At 75.0% G+C, this 20,619-nt stretch carries 16 protein-coding genes and 1 pseudogene; 7 read left to right on the top strand and 10 right to left on the bottom strand.

All coding sequences use genetic code 11. From position 1 onward, the window contains the following. Positions 1-8 precede the first annotated feature (8 nt). The 6 genes from ADK41_RS18985 to ADK41_RS18960 all read right to left on the bottom strand — a co-directional run bounded on the left by ADK41_RS18985 (position 9) and on the right by ADK41_RS18960 (position 6,761). On the bottom strand, positions 9-1,997 hold the full coding sequence (locus tag ADK41_RS18985) for a helix-turn-helix domain-containing protein (RefSeq protein ID WP_030822805.1): 1,989 nt from the start codon (positions 1,995-1,997) through the stop codon (positions 9-11). Positions 1,998-2,084: 87 nt separating this feature from the next. Next, complete coding sequence (locus tag ADK41_RS18980; RefSeq protein ID WP_030822802.1) at positions 2,085-2,885, bottom strand: 3-hydroxybutyrate dehydrogenase; 801 nt, start codon at positions 2,883-2,885, stop codon at positions 2,085-2,087. A gap of 54 nt (positions 2,886-2,939) precedes the next feature. Then, positions 2,940-3,419 (bottom strand): NUDIX hydrolase, encoded by a 480-nt coding sequence (locus ADK41_RS18975; RefSeq protein WP_030822799.1) that lies wholly within the window; start codon positions 3,417-3,419, stop codon positions 2,940-2,942. 65 nt (positions 3,420-3,484) lie between these two features. Continuing rightward, entirely contained in the window at positions 3,485-5,098 is a 1,614-nt protein-coding gene (gene lnt / locus ADK41_RS18970) for an apolipoprotein N-acyltransferase (protein ID WP_030822797.1), read from the bottom strand. A gap of 272 nt (positions 5,099-5,370) precedes the next feature. Further along, positions 5,371-5,916, bottom strand: coding sequence for a hypothetical protein (locus ADK41_RS18965; RefSeq protein ID WP_030822794.1), 546 nt, complete (start codon positions 5,914-5,916; stop codon positions 5,371-5,373). 50 nt (positions 5,917-5,966) lie between these two features. After that, positions 5,967-6,761, bottom strand: a complete 795-nt coding sequence (locus tag ADK41_RS18960) for a glutamate racemase (RefSeq protein WP_030822792.1) — start codon at positions 6,759-6,761, stop codon at positions 5,967-5,969. Between the two features lie 16 nt (positions 6,762-6,777). Here ADK41_RS18960 and ADK41_RS18955 point away from each other — a divergent pair, with 16 nt between their 5' ends. Continuing rightward, entirely contained in the window at positions 6,778-7,995 is a 1,218-nt protein-coding gene (locus tag ADK41_RS18955; protein WP_051843046.1) for a glycosyltransferase, read from the top strand. Positions 7,996-8,012: 17 nt separating this feature from the next. On the opposite strand, the gene ADK41_RS18950 is transcribed toward ADK41_RS18955, so the two are convergent. Next, positions 8,013-9,287 carry a TerD family protein gene (locus tag ADK41_RS18950; protein ID WP_030822787.1) on the bottom strand — a complete coding sequence of 425 codons (1,275 nt, stop codon included), beginning with the start codon at positions 9,285-9,287 and terminating at the stop codon, positions 8,013-8,015. Between the two features lie 295 nt (positions 9,288-9,582). Here ADK41_RS18950 and ADK41_RS18945 point away from each other — a divergent pair, with 295 nt between their 5' ends. The 3 genes from ADK41_RS18945 (at position 9,583) to ADK41_RS18935 (ending at position 13,499) form a co-directional block, all read left to right on the top strand. Beyond that, positions 9,583-10,011, top strand: a complete 429-nt coding sequence (locus ADK41_RS18945; protein ID WP_030822784.1) for a DUF6643 family protein — start codon at positions 9,583-9,585, stop codon at positions 10,009-10,011. 323 nt (positions 10,012-10,334) lie between these two features. Then, entirely contained in the window at positions 10,335-10,940 is a 606-nt protein-coding gene (locus ADK41_RS18940) for an Rv1733c family protein (protein WP_030822781.1), read from the top strand. A 123-nt stretch (positions 10,941-11,063) separates the two neighbouring features. After that, a complete protein-coding gene (locus ADK41_RS18935) occupies positions 11,064-13,499 on the top strand; it encodes a right-handed parallel beta-helix repeat-containing protein (protein ID WP_030822778.1) in 2,436 nt (811 codons plus the stop codon). Here ADK41_RS18935 and ADK41_RS18930 read toward each other — a convergent pair. Beyond that, positions 13,469-15,838, bottom strand: coding sequence for a hypothetical protein (locus ADK41_RS18930; protein ID WP_030822775.1), 2,370 nt, complete (start codon positions 15,836-15,838; stop codon positions 13,469-13,471). The genes ADK41_RS18935 and ADK41_RS18930 overlap by 31 nt on opposite strands. Before the next feature lie 286 nt (positions 15,839-16,124). On the opposite strand from ADK41_RS18930, the gene ADK41_RS18925 reads away from it, so the two are divergent. Next, on the top strand, positions 16,125-16,964 hold the full coding sequence (locus tag ADK41_RS18925; protein ID WP_030822772.1) for a DeoR/GlpR family DNA-binding transcription regulator: 840 nt from the start codon (positions 16,125-16,127) through the stop codon (positions 16,962-16,964). A gap of 528 nt (positions 16,965-17,492) precedes the next feature. On the opposite strand, the gene ADK41_RS18920 is transcribed toward ADK41_RS18925, so the two are convergent. Continuing rightward, a complete protein-coding gene (locus ADK41_RS18920) occupies positions 17,493-18,617 on the bottom strand; it encodes a PLP-dependent cysteine synthase family protein (protein ID WP_030822770.1) in 1,125 nt (374 codons plus the stop codon). A 331-nt stretch (positions 18,618-18,948) separates the two neighbouring features. Here ADK41_RS18920 and ADK41_RS18915 point away from each other — a divergent pair, with 331 nt between their 5' ends. Together ADK41_RS18915 and ADK41_RS18910 are read left to right on the top strand one after the other, a co-directional pair. Then, the gene (locus tag ADK41_RS18915; RefSeq protein ID WP_030822767.1) at positions 18,949-19,272 is read left to right on the top strand and encodes a hypothetical protein; all 324 of its coding nucleotides are present in this window, start codon (positions 18,949-18,951) and stop codon (positions 19,270-19,272) included. A 183-nt stretch (positions 19,273-19,455) separates the two neighbouring features. Further along, complete coding sequence (locus ADK41_RS18910) at positions 19,456-20,001, top strand: ATP-binding protein (protein ID WP_199821825.1); 546 nt, start codon at positions 19,456-19,458, stop codon at positions 19,999-20,001. Between the two features lie 182 nt (positions 20,002-20,183). Here ADK41_RS18910 and ADK41_RS18905 read toward each other — a convergent pair. Further along, positions 20,184-20,470 (bottom strand): annotated as a pseudogene (locus tag ADK41_RS18905) (SHOCT domain-containing protein). Between the last annotated feature and the right edge of the window lie 149 nt (positions 20,471-20,619).

Here is a 20,619-nt window from a genome sequence, read left to right as displayed (position 1 = left end):
GTACGGGGTCAGTGCCGCGCGGAGGGCGGAGTGCCCGCCGCCAGGCGGTGCAGGCGCAGGGCGAGCTGGATCTCCAGGGCCCGGGCCGGGCTCTGCCAGTCGTCGCCGAGGAGGCGGCCGACGCGTTCCAGCCGCTGGGCGACCGTGTTGACGTGGACGTGGAGCTCGTCCTTGGTGCGGGCGGGGCTCATGCCGCAGGCGAAGTAGGCGTCGAGGGTGCGCAGCAGTTCGGTGCCGCGCCGTTCGTCGTACGCGACGACCTGGCCGATGGTGCGGCCGACGAAGCCGGCGATGTCCCGCTCGCCGGCCAGCAGCAGCCCCAGGAAGCCGAAGTCCTCGGCGGCCGAGCCGTCGCCGGAGCGGCCGAGGAGGCGGAGGGCGTCGAGGCAGCGCCGGGCCTCCGCGTAGGCCGCCGCCACGGTGTCGGGGCGGGCGGTGAGGGGTTCGACCGGGGCGGAGGCGCCGACGGTGACCGGTGCGTGGACGGCCGTGCCCAGGTGCCGGGCGGTGCGCCGGGCCAGGTCGGCGGCGGTGTCGCCGGGGGCGAGGGGCAGCAGCAGGACGGTGCCGCCGTCACGTGCGGCGGCGAGGCCCTGTCGGGTGGCCGCGAGGTGGGAGGCCGCGGCCCACAGCCGTCTGCGGGCGTCCGCCTCCTCGTCGGCGTCGGCGGCGGAGCCCTCCAGCCGGGCGGCGAGCACGGCGTGGGTGGCGTCGAGGTCGGCGTGCAGCCGGGCGGCGCGCTCGCGCAGCAGGCGCGGGTCCCGGTCGCGGGCGTCGAGCAGGTCGTCGAGCAGCTCGCCGCGGACGCGCTGTTCGGCCTCGGCGGCGGAGCGGCGGGCGAGCAGCAGCAGCGAGGTGACCATGGCCGCGCGTTCCAGCGTGCGCTGGTCGACGGGGTCGAGGCCGGGGTGGCCGCGCAGGACGAGCGCGCCGAGGAGTTCGTCGCCTGCGACCACGGCGGCGATCCAGTCGTCCCGGTGCCGTACCGCGTGGCCTTCGGCCCGCGAGGACTCGAGGGCCGGGGCGGGTGCCGCGGTGGCCTCGGCGAACTCCACCGTGCCGTCCAGGACCTGGGAGACGGCGGCGGCCACGTCGTGCACCCCGCCCCCGCGCAGGACCAGCTCGGCCAGCCGGTCGTGGACGTCCGAGGCGCGCTCGATGACCGCGCTGCGGTCCTTGATGATCTCGTTGGCGCGCTCCAGGCCGGCGAGGGCCGAGCGGGTCTCGGCGAGCAGGTTGGCGGTGTCGATGGCGGCCGCCGCGAGGGCGGCGAAGGAACCCAGCAGGGCGGTCTGCTCCCGCTCGAAGACCCGGGCGCGCCGGTCCGCGGCGAACAGGACGCCGATGACGTGGTGCCCCAGCATCAGGGGCACGCCGAGGATCGCGACGAGCCCCTCGTCCCGTACGCCGGTGTCGATGCTGTGGGTGTGCCGGAAGCGGTCGTCGCGGAAGTAGTCGTCGGTGACGTAGGGGCGGGCGGTCTGGGCGACGAGGCCGCCGAGCCCCTCCCCCATGCCGAGGCGCAGCTGCTGGAAGCGGGCGGCGACCGAGCCCTCGGTGACCCGCATGTAGGTGTCGCCCCTGGCCGGGTCGTTCAGGCTGAGGTAGGCGACGTCGGTGCCGAGCAGGGAGCGGGCGCGCTGCACGATCGCCCGGAGCACGGCGTCCAGGTCGCGCAGTCCGGCGAGGTCGTGGGCGGTCTCGAAGAGGGCGGACAGCTCGGCCTCCCGGCGACGGCGGCCCTCCAGCTCCGCACGCACCCGCAGGGCGAGCACCTTGGCCCGCTGGAGGGCGGTGATCCGCTCGGTGGACAGTCCCTCGGCGCGGGCGAGCAGCACCGGCTGCTCGTACGCCTCGGCGGAGGCCCCGCGGGCCAGCAGCTCCAGGAACGGCGTCTCGGCGCCGCCGGTGGCGGGGCCGGCGTCGGGATGCGCCCGGTCCGGCGCTCCGGCCACGGGGGCGGGACGCTCGGCGGACTGCACGTGATCACGGGACATGCTCACAGGATTCCTCATCCCCCGGCCGCCCCGTCAGGCCTGTGGAAAACCCCGTCGGCCGACGGCCGGCCGCTGACGGCCGATGCCTCAGTGCGCGGTCCAGCCGCCGTCCAGGACCAGTGAGGTGCCGGTCACGAAGGACGCCCGCGGGCCGCAGAGGTAGGCCACCGCCTCGGCGACCTCCTCCGGCTCGATGAGCCGCCGGACGGCGCTGTCCCGCAGCATCACCTCGGACAGGACGCGTTCCTCGGGGATGCCGTGGGACCGGGCCTGGTCGGCGATCTGCTTCTCGACCAGCGGGGTGCGCACATAGGCGGGGTTCACACAGTTGGAGGTGACGCCATGGGGCGCGCCTTCGAGAGCGGTGGTCTTGGACAGTCCCTCCAAACCGTGTTTGGCGGCCACATAGGCGGACTTATAGGCCGAGGCGCGCAGTCCATGGACCGAGGACACATTGACGATGCGGCCCCATCCCTGGCCGTACATATGGGGCAGGGCGCCCCGGATGAGCCGGAAGGGCGCCTCCAGCATCACGGTGAGCACCGTGTGGAAGGCGTCGGGCGGGAACTCCTCGATGGGGCGGACCAGCTGCAGCCCGGCGTTGTTGACCAGCACGTCGGCACCCGCGGCGGCGCGTTCGGCGGCGTCCAGGTCGGTGAGGTCGAGGACGTGCGGCTCGACGACGCCCCCGAGGTCCGAGACCGCCTCGGCGAGCGTCTCCAGGCCCGCGGCGTCCCGGTCGACGGCTCTGACCTCGGCCCCGGCGGCCGCGAGCCGCAGCGCACAGGCGCGGCCGATGCCGCCGGCGGCGCCGGTGACGAGGGCGGTACGGCCACCGAGGTCGAGCGGGGTGGCGTGGAGGGCCGGAAGGGCACGGGGCGCGGTCATGTCTCGACCCTAGGCAGCACCCGTATGCCGCCCCATGTGGTCAGGCCCTACAGTTCAGCCAAGCCCAGTGGGGTCGAACCATGTGGGTGCGTCGGACATGGCCTGCTTGATCCGGAGGTGCGCGAACTCGTCGAGCTCAGGCAGCGCGTCCACGGCGAACCAGCCGACGTCCAGCGACTCGTCGTCGTTGACCCGCGCCTCGCCGCCGAGGGCACGGCAGCGGAAGGTGATGTCCATGTACTGGCAGACGTCGCCATTGCCGTACGTCACCGGGTCCAGCGCCTGGACCAGGACGACCCGCTCGACGGCACAGCGCACCGCGGTCTCCTCCTCGACCTCCCGTACGGCGCAGGCCGCGGGCTGCTCCCCGGGATCGGGGATGCCGCCGATCACCGACCACTTGCGGGTGTCGGTCCGGCGGTTCAGCAGAACCCTGCCCTCGTCGTCGAAGACGAGCGCGGTGACCCCGGGAAGCCAGAGCAGTTGATGACCGGCGGAGGCGCGCAGGGTGCGGATGAAGTCAGGGATAGCCATGTCCCCGACCCTAACCGGCCGGTCGGGGCCCTCTCCCTCGCTTCAGGGAACGTGCGGCGGACGTACTACCGCACGTCACCGGCGCGTCGCCCGCGCACCCCGGCGGCGACGGCCCAGCCCAGTGCGCCCGCGGCGACCAGCACGAGGGCGGCCTCCGGGAGGACGCCGAGGCGGGTGGCGGGGGTCTGCGAGGTGCGCAGCGGCACCTCCCGCACCAGCGAGTCGGCGACGAACATGCCGGTCCTCTGCGTGATCTCCCCGTCGGGCATGATGATCGCGCTGACCCCGCTGGTCACCGGCACGGTGACGGCGCGGCTGTGCTCCACGGCGCGGACCCGGGACATGGCGAGCTGCTGGTAGGTCATCTCGCTGCGGCCGAAGGTGGCGTTGTTGCTGGGCACCGAGATCAGCTGGGCGCCGGCGGTGACCGTGTCGCGCACCGCCCAGTCGAAGGCGGCCTCGTAGCAGGTGACCAGGCCGACGCCGGCGCCGTTCATGGTGAAGACGCCCGGCTCGCCGCCCCGGCTGAAGTCCCGGCGGACCATCGACGTCCACTCCTCGTTGATCGCCCCCACCAGCGAGCGCAGCGGAAGGTACTCGCCGAACGGCTGGATCTGCCGCTTGTCGTAGGTGTCGACGGGGCCCTTCGCCGGGTCCCAGAGGATCTGCTCGTTGAGCAGTTCGCCGTCCCTGTCGACCACGCCGCCGACCGAGACGGGCGCGCCGATGGCCTTGGCCGCCCTGTCGATGACGGCGCGCGCGTCGGCGTTGGTGAAGGGGTCGATGTCGGAGGAGTTCTCCGGCCACAGCACGATGTCGGGCTGCTCGGCCCTGCCGGCCGCGACGTCGGCGGCCAGGCGCTCCGTCTCCCGCGCGTGGTGATCGAGGACCGCGCGCCGCTGGGAGTTGAAGTCCAGGCCGAGGCGGGGCACATTGCCCTGGATGACGGCGACGGTCACGGTGCCGGCCTCGGCCTTGTCGCCGACCAGCGAGCGGGCGGCGAGGGCCGCCACCAGCGGCACGACGACGCTCAGCGCGCCGACGACCGCCGCGGCCCGCCGCAGGCCTCCGGTGCGCCGGGCCCGGAGGGCCAGCCTGACGATCTCATGGAGTCCGAAGCCGCACAACACGACGGCGAAGCCCAGCACCGGAGTGCCGCCGAGCGCGGCGAGCGGCAGGAAGACACCGTCCGCCTGCCCGAAGGCGACCTTGCCCCAGGGGAAGCCGCTGAACGGCACGCGCGCGCGCACCGCCTCCCCGGCGATCCACAGCGCCGCCGCCCACACCGGCCATCCGGGGAGTTTCGACACCGCGGCGACGCCCGCGCCGACCAGCGCGACGAAGACCGCCTCGATCACCACGAGGGCGATCCACGGGCCGGGACCGACCTCCACCCCGGTCCACACCAGCAGCGGCAGCAGGAAGCCGAGGCCGAAGAGGTAGCCGAGACCGAGCGCCGCCTTCCAGCTCCGGCCGCGCAGCACCCGGCCGAAGACGGCGAAGGCGGGCACGGCCAGCCACCACAGGGTGCGCGGCGGGAAGCTGACGTAGAGGAGCAGGCCCGAGAGCGCGGCTGCGGCGGCCGGGAGGAGGCGCACGAGCCACCTGCCCCGCGCCGGGGGCGCGGTCTGCGGCGGTTTCGGGTCCGACTCGCCGACGGAGGTTGCGGTGACGGTCACTCCGGGAGTCTACGGCGCGTGACCTGGTGGCCGACAGCACGGTCGGCGGGGCGGAGGAGGCCGGGCGGGCCCGCGCTTGCCCGGGTGTGCGGGGTGGGTTCCACGGCGAGGGCTTCGGCCGGTCCGGACGCGGCGGGGGTCGCGGTGCCGGGGTCCGCGCGGCCCGGCCGCCGATCACGGCGGCGGGGCCGGGAGCGGCCGCCCCGAGGGCATGCCGCTCGCGGGCCGGGCCGTGGCCGCGGGCTGCGCGGCGGGCCGGACCGGCGCGGTGGTCAGTGGGTCGCGCCCGGTTGGTGGGGGCGGAGGCGGTCGCGGATGACCGTCACCGCCGCTTCCGCGTCGTCCACCGTCACCGTGAAGGTGTGGCCGTCCCACAGGCGCAGGATGACGCCCTCGCCACGGCGCACGACGACCGCCGTGCCCTTCTCGGGCCGCCAGCGGTAGCCCCAGCCGCCCCAGTGCCGCGGGGTGACGTGCGGGATGAACTCCGCGCCCACGACGTGCGCGAGCGGGATCCGGCGGCGGGGCACGCCGATGTGGCCGCAGCGCACCTCCAGGTGCTCCTCGTCGACCCGCAGCGCGACGTGCACGAAGGCGAGGGTGCCGAACAGGACCAGCAGCCCGGCGGCGATGCAGCCGACGACGGCCATGGCCAGCGGTGCGGCGCCGGCCGTCCACGCGGAGTCGACGGCCAGCGTGATGCCGAGCGCCAGGCAGGCGGCGCCGATCAGCGCCAGGAGCCACTGGAAGCGGTTGGTCGCGCGACCGGTCCAGACCCCGGAGTACGGGGCGTGCTCGCCGTGGCGGTGGTCCCTCATGGATTCGAGGTTACTCAGGATCCGCTCAGTGGGTACCGCGCAGCACAGCGTTACTGCGCCGTCCGGGTGGCGGCGGCCTGCCGCAGCAGCCGGCCCTCCGCGTAGGTGAGGGCGGCCGTGGGGAGGGCGCCCTCGCGTCCGCTCAGCAGCACCGTCAGGGCGCCGCTCGCCGGTGCCCCGGGGGCGGGCTGCTCGCCGAGGCGGCGCAGGGCCTGGGCGGCCACCGCTCCGGCGGAGCCGTGCAGGGCGAGCGGCGGCCGGCCGGGGCGCTGCACGGCGGCCCGGATGCGCTCGGCGACCAGTTCGTAGTGGGTGCAGCCCAGGACGACGGTCGTCACATCGTCCGGGGTCAGCTCGGCGGCGGCGGCGACGGCGGCGTCGATCGCCGTCTCGTCCGCGCGCTCCACGGCCTCGGCGAGTCCCCGGCACGGCACCTCCGTGACGGCGACGCCGTCGGCGAAGTTCTCGATCAGGTCCCGCTGGTAGGGGCTGCCGGTCGTGGCCGGTGTGGCCCAGATCGCCAGCGGTCCGCCGCCGGCCGCAGCCGGTTTGATCGCCGGGACGGTGCCGATGACCGGCAGACCGGGCTCGAGGCGGGCGCGCAGGGCGGTGAGGGCGTGCACCGTGGCGGTGTTGCAGCCGACGATCAGCGCGTCGGGCCGGTGCGCGGCCGCCGCCTCGGCGACGGCGAGGGCTCGCCCGGTGAGGTCCTCCGGGGTTCTGGGCCCCCAGGGCATGCCGTCGGGGTCGAGGGAGAGGACGAGATCGGCGTCGGGGCGCAGGCGCCGCACCGCGGCGGTGGCCGCCAGCAGGCCGATTCCGGAGTCCATGAGCGCGATCTTCACCCGGCCACGATAGACGATGAGCCGCTTCGGACCCCTGCCGTGGGGCAGACTGCGGCAGGTGAGCGCCATCGTGTGGAGTGCCGCCGGATCACTCGCCGCCTGGGGGTGGCTGCTGCTCTGCCAGGGCTTCTTCTGGCGTACGGACGTGCGGCTCCCGCCGTCCCGCGACCCGGGGACCTGGCCGTCGGTGTGCGTCGTGGTCCCCGCGCGCGACGAGGCGGCGGTGCTTCCCGCGAGCCTGCCCTCGCTGCTCGCCCAGGACTATCCGGGCCGGGCCGAGGTCTTCCTCGTCGACGACGGCAGCACGGACGGCACCGGGGAGCTCGCGCGGGAGCTCGCGGACCGGCACGGCGGGCTGCCGCTCACGGTGGACTCCCCGGGTGAGCCGCCCGCCGGCTGGACCGGCAAGCTGTGGGCGGTGCGGCACGGCGTCGGACTGGCACGCGCGCGGGACCCCGAGTACCTGCTGCTGACGGACGCCGACATCGCGCACGCCCCGGACGGTCTGCGCCGGCTGGTGGCGGCGGCCCGCACCGGAGGGTTCGACGTCGTGTCGCAGATGGCCCGGCTGCGGGTGGAGAGTCTCGGGGAACGCCTGGTCGTGCCGGCGTTCGTCTACTTCTTCGCGCAGCTGTACCCGTTCCGCCGGATCGGACGGGAGGGGACCCGGACGGCCGCCGCGGCGGGCGGCTGTGTGCTGCTGCGTGCCGAGGCGGCCGGGCGGGCGCGGATCCCGGACGCGATCCGGCAGGCCGTCATCGACGACGTGGCGCTGGCCCGCGCGGTGAAGCGGAGCGGCGGGCGGGTCTGGCTGGGGCTCGCGGACCGGGTGGACAGCGTGCGCCCGTATCCGCGGCTGCGCGATCTGTGGCGCATGGTGGCGCGGAGCGCGTACGCGCAGCTGCGGCACAGCCCGGTGCTGCTGGCCGGTACGGTCGCCGGGCTGACCCTGGTGTATCTGGTGCCGCCCGTCGCGGTGGCCGCGGGCGCGGTGGCGGGGGACGGGGCGGCGACGGTCCTCGGTGCGGCGGCCTGGCTGATGATGGCGGGCACGTACGTCCCGATGCTCCGTTACTACCGGCAGCCGCTGTGGCTCGCTCCCCTGCTGCCGTTCACCGCGTTCCTGTACCTGCTGATGACGGTCGACTCGGCGGTGCGGCACCACCGGGGGCGCGGCGCGGCCTGGAAGGGCCGCACCTACGCGCGTCCGGACGCCGTGCCCGAGGAGGGCTGACCGCCCGTCACCTCGCCTCACTTGCGGCCGGGGGTCCAGTTCATGCCCCACCCGTAGGCGTGGTCGACGGTGCGCTGCGGGCTCACTCCACGCTCGGGGACCAGATAGCGGGCCTCGCGCCGGACGACGAGTTCGCCGCCGCCGGTGTTGGTGATCAGGGCGAGCGCGCACACGGTCGAGGGGACGGTGCACTCGTCGAGGGAGAAGTCGATCGGTGCGCCGTGCTGCGGCCGGAGGGTGACCGTGGCGTGCAGGTCGGCGAAGGAGCGGGCGCCCTCGTAGATGGTGACGAAGACGAGGACGCGCCGGAGGAGGTGCTTGTGGTCGAGGTTGACGGTGAGGTTCTCGCCGCTCGCCACGGCGCCGGTGCGGTCGTCGCCGTCCAGGTGGATGAAGGGGGGCTGGTGCAGCGCTCCGAAGGCGTTGCCGAGGGCCTGGACGACGCCCTTGCGTCCGTCGGTGAGCTCGAACAGGGCGCACAGGTCGAGGTCGAGGTCGGAGTGCACGGCGACCGGGCGGCCCAGCTTGCCGGCCCAGCCCGAGAACTGCTTGCGGACCTCCCAGTTGAGGTTCACGTGCAGGGTGCCCGAGGTGCCGCCCTGTTTGGCCAGGGAGACGGAGGGGGACGCCTTGGTGAGCGTCACCTTCGTCAGCCGGACCGGCGCGGGGGGCGCGGACGGCACGGGCGGTGCGACCGGAGGAGGCACGGTGACCGGGGGTGCGACGGGCGGCGCCGGCGCCGCGGGGGCGGCGGGGGGCGTGGGAGTGCGCTGCGGCTCGTCCACCGTGATGCCGTAGTCGGTGGCGAGGCCCTCGAGCCCGCTGCTGTAGCCCTGGCCGACGGCGCGGAACTTCCAGGCGCCCTGGCGCCGGTAGAACTCGCCGAGGACGAACGCCGTCTCGGTGGTCGCGCCCGTGCTGTCGAAGCGGGCCGCCACGGTGCCGTTCGCGGCGTCCTCGACCTCGATGCACAGGTCCGGGACCTGTCCGAACGTGCCGCCGTCGCAGGAGGCGGCCAGGATCACCGTCTCGATGCCGGGCTCCACGCGCGCGAGGTCGACGAGCAGGGTGTCGGTGACCCGCCCTCCCGTCTCCCGCTTGCCCTCGTGGCGCACGGCGCCGGAGGAGTGGGCGGGCTGGTTGTAGAAGACGAAGTCGTCGTCGGAGCGGACCTTCCCGCCGGCCAGCAGGAGGGCCGAGGCGTCCGTGTCGGGTACGCCGGGGCCGGAGCGCCGGCCCACGTCCACCCGCAGCGCCGTCGTCGGCACCGGTGTGTTCGATCCCTTCGGCATTGACATGTCCGCCCCCATCACGGGTCGCCGCGCCAGGTCGGGTCCCGGCGTCCGTCGGTCTTCGTCCGCACAACTTATTCCTCCGCGCGGGGAGCTCCCACGGGGAGTGTGCGGGAACCGGTGGCCAACCGCCGGTAACCGGCCCGGAACTCGGCCTTTACACGAAATATGCCTGCCGATGTGCCCGTTTTCCATAAGTTCGCTCGTATTGGGGATCCCCGGTCACGGCGGGCATGGAAAACAACCCTCTTATCGGACTCCCCAACCAGCACATCGTGGGCTTAACTTATGTGCCATGACCTCCCCCCGCTCCACTTATGGCGGCGGCTACTACTCCGCTGCCTTCCCGGACACCCCGATCTACGACTCGCTCGTCGCCGAGCGGGGTACCCCGCAGATCGCCCCGATCCGGGTCCCCGCCGCGTACGAGGCGCCGGCCAGTCATCTGCCCGCCCTCCCCTCGGCGTTGCCCGCCCTCCCGGCGGCCCCGTCCCAGCCCTCCTACGGCTACCCGCAGGCGCCGCAGCCCGCCCCGCTCCAGCAGGCGCCCGCGGCGTACATCCCGCAGCAGGCCACCGCGCCGCGCGGCTACCCCGGCCCCCAGCCGCAGCCGCCGCGTCCGGTCCAGCCCGCCGGCTACGAGGCGATGCGCCCCGCGGCCCCGCGGCCGGGTCCCGCTCCTTACCAGGACCCGTACAACAGCCAGCAGTACCGCGGGTACTGAGCCCGCCCGGGGCCGTCGTGCCGTACGGCACGACGGCCCCGCGGGCATGCCCGTCCGCATCCGACTCGCCGGAGGCCCCCGAGGCCGCTTCCGGCTGCCCCGGGGGAGGGGGACCGGACTTCCGCCCGACGGGGCGGGGAACGCGGTGGCGCCTCGGACGGCGGCGCCCGGCTGTCCGCGCCGGGAACGGAGGCACCGGCGTCGTCGTGGAGGTCCGCACGCCGCGGTTCCCGTCGCGGGTGCGGGAACAGGGCCCCGGGCTCGCGCGTTGGCCTTACACGAGAGATCCGTGAAAGGACCCGCGGGGGAAGGGGGCGCGGCCCGTGCGAGCGATCAGCGGACTCCGGCGCTGGCGGCACAACCCGTTGTGCCGCGGGACCGACCTGGCCGAGGCCTGGACGGCGTTCGCGGCGCTGCTGCTCCTCCTCGTCGCCGTCCCGGTGGCCGGCGTCCTCGTCGGAGGCGCCGTCCAGGACGCCCTGCAGCGCTCCGTCCGCGCCCAGCACCAGTCCCGGCACCTGGTGACGGCCACGGTGGTGCGCATGCCGGATCCGTCCCCGCCGGCCGCCGATCCGGAGACACCCGTCGGCGGGGAGCCGCGCCACCGCGTCCTCGCCCACTGGACCGCGCCGGACGGCACCGAGCGGAGCGGGCCGGTGCCGACGCGCCTGGAGGACCCCCGGCCGGGCGACCGCTTCCGGACGTGGACCGACAGGCATGGGACGACGGTGGCCCGCCCCCTGGACACCGCGACGGCCACGACGCACGCCGTGCTCGCCGGCGTCGGCGCCGCCCTGGTGACCGCGGCCCTCGTCGAGGGCTTCAGACGGCTGGCCGTCTGGTGCATGGTCCGCCGCCGGTACGCGCGTTGGGACCGGGCGTGGGAGAGTGCGGGCCCGGACTGGGGCAGGACCGGGGCCGGCAGCTGACCGACGTCACGGCTCCGGTCAACCCGGCGCCCGCGCGCACGCTACGGTGGTCCGGCCGAACCGATCGGCGACGACACACGCGCGAACGAGCCACGTACGACAAGGTGGGGGCACAGCTACGCCATGGCACAGGGCACGGTCCAGGTGACGCACACCGGCACATCGAGGTGGCGACGCCGCACGGGTGAGTACGCATCGCTCGCCGCCGCCCTGGAGGCCGCGGCCGAGGGCGACGTGCTCACCGTCGCTCCCGGGACCTACCGGGAGAACCTCGTCGTGGAGCGGGCGGTGACCCTGCGCGGCCCCGAGGGCTCACCCGGCTCGGTGCGCATCGCGCCCCCGGACGGCGTTCCGCTGACCGTGCGCGCCTCGGCGGTGGTCCAGGACCTGCACGTGGAGGGGCAGGACGCCACCGCCCCGGCCGTGCTGGTCGAGGAGGGCACTCCGGAACTGCGCGACATACGCGTGGTCGCCCGGGCCGCGGCCGGCATCGAGGTGCGCGGCGGCGCCCGGCCCACGGTGCGCCGCTGCACGGTCGACAATCCGGCGGGCGCCGGCATCGCCGTGGTCGACGGCGGGGGCGGGGTGTTCGAGGAGTGCGAGGTGGTCGCCGCGGGGCAGGCGGGGGTCGCGGTGCGCGGCGGCGCCCGTCCCCGCCTTGAGCGTTGCCGGGTGCACCACGCCTCGGGCTCGGGACTGACCGCGACCGGGGAGAACTCGGCGCTCGAGGCCGTGGGTTGCGAGGTCTACGAGGTGCGGGGCAGCGGTGTCCAGGTCACCGGTCGCGCCACCGCGCACCTCACCGACTGCGAGGTGCACCGGACGACCGGGGACGGGGTCACGCTCGACACGGACGCGGTGCTGACGCTGGCCGACTGCCGCATCCACGACGTCCCGGAGAACGCGGTCGACCTGCGGTCCCGTTCGGTGCTCACCCTGACCCGCACCAGCGTGCGGCGGTTCGGCCGCAACGGTCTGTCGGTGTGGGACCCGGGCACGCGCGTGGACGCCAACCAGTGCGAGATCTTCGACAGCACCGGCGACTACCCGGCGGTGTGGGTGAGCGACGGCGCCACCGCCGTACTGGACTCCTGCCGGGTGCACGACGTGCCGGACGCCCTGTTCGTGCTCGACCGCGGCTCCCGCGCGGACGTCGTCGACAGCGATCTGACGCAGGTGCGCAACACGGCCGTGTCGGTGAGCGACGGCGCCACCGCACAGCTCGACGACTGCCGGATCCGGGAGGCGGCGACGGGCGCCTGGTTCCGCGACCACGGCAGCGGCGGCACCCTCGGCAACTGCTCCCTGGACGCCGTGCAGACCGGCGTGATCGTCACCAAGGGCGCCGACCCCACCGTCGAGCGCTGCACCGTCGGCTCCCCCGCCGAGGCCGGCGTCTACGTCTCCGCCGGCGGCCGCGGCACCTTCGTGAACTGCCGGGTCACGGACAGCGGCGGCTACGGCTTCCACGTGATCGACGGCAGCCGTACGACGCTGCGGAAGTGCCGTACGGAGCGCTGCGCGCGCGGTGGGTACGAGTTCGCCGAGGGCGACGCGGCGTCCGGCTCGGGCGGTCCCGTCGTGGAGGACTGCACCAGTGACGAGAGCGGGGGTCCGAGGCCGCCGGCGTCGCCGGAGCCGGCCGTGCAGCCGGTGGGCCGCACCACCGGTCTGCTGAGCACGGTCCCCGCCGCCCGGACGGCCGAGCCGGCACCGCCCGCTCCCGCCCCCGGGCCGGAGCGGGAGACCCGCACGTCCAAGGCCGTGCTCGGGGAACTCGACGCGCTGGTGGGCCTGGAGAGCGTCAAGCGCGAGGTGCGCGCCCTCACCGACATGATCGAGGTGGGCCGGCGCCGGCAGCGGGCGGGCCTGAAGGCGGCGTCGGTCAAACGGCATCTGGTGTTCACGGGCTCCCCCGGCACGGGCAAGACCACCGTCGCCCGTCTGTACGGCGAGATCCTCGCCTCGCTCGGGGTGCTGGAGCAGGGGCACCTGGTCGAGGTGTCCCGGGTGGACCTGGTCGGCGAGCACATCGGTTCCACGGCGATCCGCACCCAGGAGGCGTTCGACAAGGCGCGCGGCGGTGTGCTGTTCATCGACGAGGCGTACGCGCTCTCCCCGGAGGACGCCGGGCGCGACTTCGGCAAGGAGGCCATCGACACGCTGGTGAAGCTGATGGAGGACCAGCGGGACGCGGTGGTGGTGATCGTGGCCGGATACACGGCCGAGATGGAGCGGTTCCTGTCGGTCAACCCGGGCGTCGCGTCCCGTTTCTCACGGACGATCACCTTCGGCGACTACGGCCCCGAGGAGCTGCTGCGGATCGTGCGGCAGCAGGCCGAGGAGCACGAGTACCGGCTGGCGCCGGGCGCCGACGAGGCGGTGCTGGCGTACTTCGCCGACCTCCCCAAGGGGCCCGCGTTCGGCAACGGGCGCACCGCGCGGCAGACTTTCGAGGCGATGGTCGAGCGGCACGCGAGCCGGGTGGCCCAGCTCGACGAGCCGACCACCGACGACCTGACCCTCCTCTACGCCGAGGACCTGCCCGTGCTGCCCTGAGCGCCGTCGGGCTCCCCCGCGTGCCGGGGCGCCGGCACCTCGGGACGCAGACGGGCGAGGAGGCGGCGGCGTTCCTCGGCGAACGCCGGGTCGGTCTGGTAGCCGGAGTGGCCGAGGATCGGCGCGGGCAGGGGGTGGGTCTCGGTGCGGCCGTAGGCGAGGGGGTCCTTGAGCGCGGGGCGGTCCACGTCGGGGCCGCGATCGCCGGGCAGCCGCATCGGGCCGCCGATGGGGTCGGTGCGCCGGTGGAGGTTGCGCCAGCAGTCGACCTCCCGGTGCAGGGAGCTGAGCGCGTCCGGTCCGAAGTGGGCGGGGAACCAGCGGCCGTACAGCCGCTCCAGCGGGGAGCCGTAGGTCAGCAGCGCGACGCGTCTGCGGGTGGACCGCGGGAGCTGCCAGGCCGTGGCGGCGGCGAGGACGCTGCCCTGGGAGTGGCCGGAGATCACCAGCCGGCCGCCGGTGGCCCGGGTCCAGGTGGCGATGCGCCAGGTCAGGTCGGGCACCGCGCGCTCGGCGTAGCAGGGCGGCGCGAAGGGGTGCGCGGCGCGCGGCCAGAAGGTGCCGACGTCCCACAGGATGCCGATGGTGCGCCGCGCGGAGGCGTCCTTGTAGGCGCGGCGGCCCCAGGTGACGAAGAGGACGAAGCCGAGTCCGATCAGCCAGGAGCCCAGCGCCTGCGCGGTCTCGGCGGCGCCGTGGACCACGGCGTACGAGTCCCGCGTCGCCTCGCTGGGTGTCTCGTCGGTGGTCAGGGCGCCGACGAGGGCGGCGGCGCCCAGCAGCAGGGTCGCGGCGGAGGTGACGGCGAGGACGCGCGGTCCGCGGTCGGTGAGCGCGGCCACGGCGCGCACGGAGGCGATGCGGCGGGTGCGGCCGGGGTCGCCCGTCTCGCCGGGGTACTCGCGTTCCACGGCGGCGCGCTCCCCCCGGGCGATGCGCCAGGCGCGCCGGGCGAGCCAGCCGCACAGCACCAGCAGCAGCAGGAGCAGCGGCGGGATCACGGACGCCTGCCAGGTGAGCAGCACCGGCGGGCCGGGGATCGAGGTCCCGGTGCCGTCCAGCCAGTCGGAGACCCGCTGGGAGACGCCGCCGGACATGACGCCGCCCAGCGCGCAGGCGAGCATGGCGACCGCCGGCCCGGCCAGGCCGCGCATCGCGGCGCGCCGGTCGGGGTCGGTGCGGTGCAGGCTGTGGGCGACTCCGGCGAGCACGATCACCAGCAGGCCCTGGGCGAGGGCGAGGGCGCCGAAGGTGACGTCGCCCGGCAGCCTGCCCGCCGACTCCCAGCCGGGGCGCTCCCACCCGGCGTAGAGCAGGGTGAGGGCGAGCAGGACGAGCGCGGCGAGCGGCAGGCACCGCACCAGGCGCCGGTCGAGTTCGCCGTCCAGACGGCGTTCGGTGCGGCCCCGGCGGCACACCACCGCCACCACGACGCCCGCCCCGACGGCCAGCGCCGTCTCCAGGAGGATCCCGAGGACGCCCAGGACGACCGGGCCGCCCGGCCCGCGGTCGTGGCGGGCGGCGGCGGAGCCGACCGCGGCGGCGACCGTCAGCAGTCCGGCGGCGGTGTGCGCGGCGCGCAGCCGGGCGACCAGGCGCCGGCCGTACCAGAAGCCGGGCCGGCCCAGTGCGGTGTGCCCGTCCCCCTCCTCGGGCCCGGGCTCGTGGGTCATCGGCTGCTGGGACTCGTAGGCGCTCCAGGTGCGCAGGGACAGGAACCACAGCAGGCCGGTGAGGGCGGCGGGCACCAGGGAGGCGAGCGCCAGCCTGCGGCCCGGTGTGCTCCACCAGCCGCCGTCGGACGCCCGGGGCGAGAGGAAGCCGAGCCAGGAGTGCCGTGCGGCGCACGCGTGCGTGCCCGCGCACTGCCAGGCGGCCAGGTCGAGGGCGACCTCGCAGGCGGCCGCGACGAGCAGCACCGTCAGGCTCAGTCCGGTCAGCCGCACCAGCAGCCCGTACAGCCGGACCGTGCGCCGGCGACCGTGGGCGGTGGGGCGCATCCAGTGGGCGAGGTTGACCACCATGAAGGGGAGCAGCAGCAGCCACAGGGCGCGGGTGCCGTTCCCGGAGGTGAGGTTGCACCAGACGTAGGCCTCGGGGACGGGCCCCTCGCGTCGTCCGGCGGGTCGCCGCTCCGCGTCGACGTCGTCGGCGCGGCGGAACACGGCGGCGATGTCGTCACCGGTGATCCGGACCGTGCGCGGATCGTCGAGCATCTCCTCGGGGGTGGTGCCGCCCACTCCGTGGACCAGGAGTTCCAAGGAGGTCCCGGGCTCCCCGGGCCGCGTCGCGGGTCCCTCGGTACCCTCGGCCGGTCCGTGCGGCTGCGCGTTCCCCATGCTTCGCACCTCCCCCGTGACGCCCCGTCGGCTCCGTCCGTGCGGGCACGGGACCGCCCGCGGCGGAACGGCCCGCGCCTCTCGTCACGTAATCTCCCCGTTCCGTGCGACGGGCAAGCGGCATGCGGGGCGTCAATGACATGAGCGCGACGAGACACTGGTGACGCCGGCCGGGGCACGGCGTGCGAGGATGGGACGCCCGCGCACCGATGACGGGCGGAAACCCGCTCGTCGCGGAGAGTGCGGGGCGGGTCGGGCGGTTTGCGGCGAAAGGACCGGAGCGTACGTGAGCGAGAATCAGAACCTGCTCGCGGAGCAGCGGCGCACCCTGATCCTCGACGAGGTCCGGCGCCGGGGCGGGGTCCGGGTCAACGAGCTGACCCGCAAGCTCGGCGTGTCGGACATGACGGTCCGCCGCGACCTCGACGCGCTGGCCCGGCAGGGCGTGCTGGAGAAGGTGCACGGCGGCGCGGTCCCGGTGGTGGAGGCGAGTACGCACGAGCCCGGGTTCGAGGCCAAGTCGGGCCTGGAGCCGACCGCCAAGGAGGACATCGCGCGGGCGGCGGCCGAACTGGTCTCCCCCGGCGCGGCGATCGCGCTCTCGGGTGGTACGACGACGTTCGCGCTGGCGCACCGGCTGATCGACGTCCCCGACCTCACGGTGGTCACCAACTCGGTGCGGGTGGCCGATGTGTTCCACGCCGCGCAGCGCACGTCGGGGACCCGACAGGGCGCGGCCACGGTCGTCCTGACCGGCGGGGTGCGCACGCCGTCCGACTCGCTGGTGGGGCCGGTGGCCGACCAGGCGATCGCGGCGCTCCACTTCGACCTGCTGTTCCTCGGGGTGCACGGCATATCGGTGGAGGCGGGACTGTCGACGCCGAACCTCGCGGAGGCGGAGACCAACCGGCGTCTGGTGCAGTCGGCCCGGCGGGTGGTCGTGGTCGCCGACCACACCAAGTGGGGCACGGTGGGGCTGAGTTCGTTCGCCTCCCTGGAGCAGGTCGACACCCTGGTGACGGACTCCGGGCTGCCCGCGGGGGCACGCGCGGAGGTGTCCGAGCATCTGCGGCGGCTGGTGGTGGCGGGCGAGCCCGAGGCGTCCTCGAAGGCCGCGGACGTCTGACGGGCCTCCGGCCCGTCCACCGCCGGGTCCGGTCTCCGTCCAGGGGGTCACGTCCGCGGCCCGCCGTCCACGCCCCGCGGGGCACGAGTTCGTCCGGACCGCGCCCGTACGTCCGGTCTTCGGGCGGAAGACCGCCGTCGCGCCGGGGTCCGTCCACCGCGCGCTCGCGAAGGACGCGACCGGCCGGACGGAGTGGTCCGGCCGGTCACGCCGCCCCGCCCGCTCGACGACGGCGCGGGACGCGGGATCCGGCTCCGGGGCGACGCCCGCTTCCGCGAGACGGACCTCGTGAGCGAGGAGCCCGAGGGGTACGCCTACCGCGTCGGCGTGACGAACGCGCCGGGCGCCCGTGCCCCGGCCGAGGAGCGGCGGCCCGCCCCGGCCGGGGCGGGCACGCGGACGCCGTGGACGTTCGCGGCCGACGGCACGGCGCCCGTGCCGTCTCCTGCCGAGGGCCGCCCGGCCGGGACCGCGGCGGACGTTCCGCCCCGCGGTGACCTCGCCGGCCCGCCGGCTCGCGGGCGGCCCTCAGTCGGGCCAGACGCCGGTCCGCAGCAGGGACTCGATCGCCGCCGTGTACGGCGCGATGTCCAAGCCCTGCCCGGCCAGCCAGGCGTCCGAGTAGTACTTGTCCAGGTACCGGTCCCCGGGATCGCACAGCAGCGTCACCAGACTCCCCCGCCTGCCCTCCGCGACCATCTCCGCGACCAGTTTCAGCGCGCTCCACAGCCCGGTGCCGGTGGAGCCGCCCGCCTTGCGGCCGATGACCCGCTCCAGGGCCCGCACGGCGGCGACACTGGCCGCGTCGGGCACCTTCATCATCCGGTCGATCGCGCCGGGCACGAAGCTCGGCTCCATACGGGGCCGGCCGATGCCCTCGATACGGGAGCCGCGGTCGCAGGCGACGTCCGGATCGCCGGTGGTCCAGCCCTGGAAGAAGCACGAGTTCTCCGGGTCGGCGACACAGATGCGGGTGTCGTACTGCATGTAGTGGACGTAGCGCGCGAGGGTCGCCGAGGTGCCGCCGGTGCCGGCCGTGGCGACGATCCACGCGGGTTCCGGGAAGCGCTCCAGCTCCAGCTGGCGGAAGATCGATTCGGCGATGTTGTTGTTGCCCCGCCAGTCCGTGGCCCGCTCCGCGTAGGTGAACTGGTCCATGTAGTGGCCGCCGGTCTCCGCCGCGAGGGCGGCGGACGCCTCGTACATCGTGCGGGGGTCGTCCACGAAGTGGCACCGGCCGCCGTGGAACTCGATCAGGCGGCACTTCTCGGCGCTCGTCGTGCGCGGCATGACGGCGATGAAGGGCACGCCGATCAGCTTCGCGAAGTACGCCTCCGACACGGCCGTGGAACCGCTGGACGCCTCGATCACCGGGCGGCCCGGACGGATCCAGCCGTTGCAGAGCCCGTAGAGGAAGAGCGAACGGGCCAGCCGGTGCTTGAGGCTGCCGGTCGGGTGGGTCGACTCGTCCTTCAGGTAGAGGTCGATGCCCCACCGCTCGGGCAGCGGAAAGCGCAGCAGGTGGGTGTCGGCCGAGCGGTTGGCGTCGGCCTGCACCCTGCGCACGGCCTCTTTCAGCCAGGACCGGTAGGCGGCGTCGCTGTGGTCGACGTCGAGGGTGGCGCCGGTCGGGGTCTGTCGGGGAGTGCTCACGGCGGGGCTCCTTACGCTGAGCGCCGACGGCGTCCCGCGCGGTCGGCACCCCGATCATAGGCACCCTCCGCACCCCCTCTCACCTGCATAAACACTCCTTTGAGCCACTCAAAGGCACCCCTGGGGAGCGCAGGGGGCGACAGGGGGGCGCACGGGCGCGAGTGCTCCCCGGGCCCGGGGAACAAAGGTGCGCGCACTGGTGCTCGGCGGCGGGTGCGGGCAGACTGCACCGGCGTGAGCAGGGCCCCGTACGGGGGCACACTGGAGCTGGGCAGGAGCCGGCCCGTGGAGCACGGTCCGGCACACCGACGCGCACAAGGGGGCGGGCGGCATGGCGGAGCCGGAGTTCACGGCCACGGGCGTGCGGATCGGCAAGCGGCTGCGTTCGCTCACCCGGGCCGGCCAGGTCCGGATCAGCGAGGGCCGACTGGAGCTGCTCACCAGCTACGGCAGCGAGATCGACAGCGCGCCGGTGCAGGCGGTACGGGCGTCCAGGCCCTGGTTCGCACCCGAGGACCGGGCGCTCGCGGACCTCAACGGCAAGCGGTACTCGCTGACCCTGGGCGACCACGAGCCCGCGCCGGGCGAACCCGGCCCGCCGGCCGCCCGCCGTTTCATCGAGGCCGTACGCCGGGCGTCGGGGCGCGGCGCCTGAGATGCCCGTGACTTGCGTCACTTCACCTCGTGCGCCACGCTGGTCTCACGTCACTCTGGGTTTACCGGCGATAACGCTGCGAACCAGCCCGCCGGCCACGACAGCAGGCGGCAGCGTCACGCAGGCGCCCTGCTGGATCCGTCTTCCGTGTTCTTCCGGACCTCACGTCGGGGAGTCGCAGCCGTGATCACTCACCCAAGCAGGCACTGCGCGGTGGAGCTCCAAGCCCTGCCGTCGCGGATCGGCCAGGTCCGCAGAATCGTATCTGCGCAGTTGCGCTACTGGCACATGGACTCGTTGATAGACCGGGCCTCGCTCGGCGTCACGGAGTTGTTGTCCAACGTCCACCGGCACGCCCTGCCCGACAAGACGTGCACCGTCGAGATCGAGCTGCTGCTCGACCGGCTCAAGGTCTCGGTGCGCGACCACGACCCGCGCCTGCCGGTCGTGGCGGACGCCAGCCCGCTCGCCACGTGCGGGCGCGGGCTGGCGATGGTCGCCGCGATGAGCGAGAGCTGGGGCGCGGTGCCGGACGGCGCGTCCGGCAAGATCGTGTGGTTCACCCTGCCGACGCCGGCCGCGGCCGCCGCGCCCGCCTGGGACCGGCGGCCGCGGATCACGGCCGGTGAGCCCGCCGACCACCGCTTCGCGGAGGTCGCCCTCGTGGAACGCACCACCGGGGACCGCCACTCCGAACGGGCCCCGGCCCGCTCCGCCGTCCCCGGCTGACCGCTCCGCGATCCGCGGACGGCCGGCGCCCGTCTCGGCGCCCTGCGGGCCCGGGAGGCGCCCCCGGCGGCGGAGCGCCTCCCGCCCTTGAGGGAGGCGCCCCGCGAGCGCCGGGCCGCGCGGCCCCGCCCCGGCTCACACCCGCGCCACGATCCCCGCGAACGCACCGGCGCTCCTCGTGGTCATCGCCCGCTCCCCTCGCCGCGCCGGTCGAACCGCTCGTCCAGGACCGAGAGCCGACGCCGGTACTCGTCCTCGTCGATCTCGCCGGAGGCGAAGCGGCGACCGAGCACCGCGAGGGGCGAGTCGTCCTCCGCCTCGGGCCGTCCGGCCCGGGGCCACGGCGTCCCCGCCCCACCGTGCGACGCGGCAGGGCGACGCCGCCGCCGACGGCCAGGGGACGGATCAGGGCGAGGAACAGGATCCACAGGCCGGGCCCGCCGTCACCGGAGTCCGCCGGGGTCCGCATGATCGTCGGCTCCTCGGACGCGCTGCCTCGTCGCTCCTTGCGCGACGCCTCCGAGGGCCGTCCCACGAGGGGGCCGGTTCGTCGTACGCCCGGCGGCACCGCGTACGCTCCGCGGAAAGTCCACGGACGGCCGCGTTCCCCGGGAAGCA

This window comes from Streptomyces caelestis, assembly GCF_001279005.1.
Classification (GTDB): Bacteria; Actinomycetota; Actinomycetes; order Streptomycetales; family Streptomycetaceae; genus Streptomyces; species Streptomyces heliomycini.
The sequence above is the reverse complement of the archived record's forward strand: the minus strand, read 5'-3'. Positions and strand labels throughout refer to the sequence as shown.